The sequence below is a fragment of the Vibrio sp. 1249-1 genome (assembly GCF_033340495.1).
In genome coordinates, this window is the sequence record NZ_JAWOWJ010000735.1 from 1 (window position 1) to 625 (window position 625).

At 47.0% G+C, this 625-nt stretch carries 1 protein-coding gene; it reads left to right on the forward strand.

Annotated elements, in window-relative coordinates; all coding sequences use genetic code 11:
* The coding region (lpxD, locus tag R7Z50_RS28625) for a UDP-3-O-(3-hydroxymyristoyl)glucosamine N-acyltransferase (protein WP_318149897.1) at positions 1–625 on the forward strand (625 nt) is incomplete at both ends.

Sequence of the window (625 nt, forward strand, 5' to 3'; positions counted from 1 at the left end):
ATTGAAACGGGAGTTGAACTGGGTGATAACGTTGTTATCGGCGCAGGTTGCTTTATCGGTAAAAACGCGAAGCTGGGGAACAACACCAAGCTTTGGGCTAATGTGACAATTTATCATGAAGTATCATTGGGCGATGACTGTCTGGTTCAATCTGGCACAGTCATTGGCTCTGACGGTTTTGGTTATGCGAACGATAAAGGCGAGTGGATTAAAATCCCTCAGCTTGGTTCTGTGCGCATTGGTAACCGCGTCGAGATTGGTGCATGTACTACGATTGACCGTGGCGCACTTGAAGACACCATTATTGAAGACAATGTGATTCTTGATAACCAACTTCAAATCGCACATAACGTGCAGATCGGATATGGTACCGTGATGCCAGGTGGTACTATTGTCGCCGGCAGTACTAAAATTGGTAAGTACTGTCAGATCGGCGGCGCGTCGGTTCTAAATGGCCACATCACTATCGCAGATGGTGTTGCCATCACCGGTATGGGCATGGTAATGCGCAGTATCGAAGAAAAGGGTCTTTATTCATCAGGTATCCCATTACAGACGAACAGAGAATGGCGCAAGACGGCAACTCGTGTTCACCGTATTGACGAGATGAACAAACGCTTGAAAG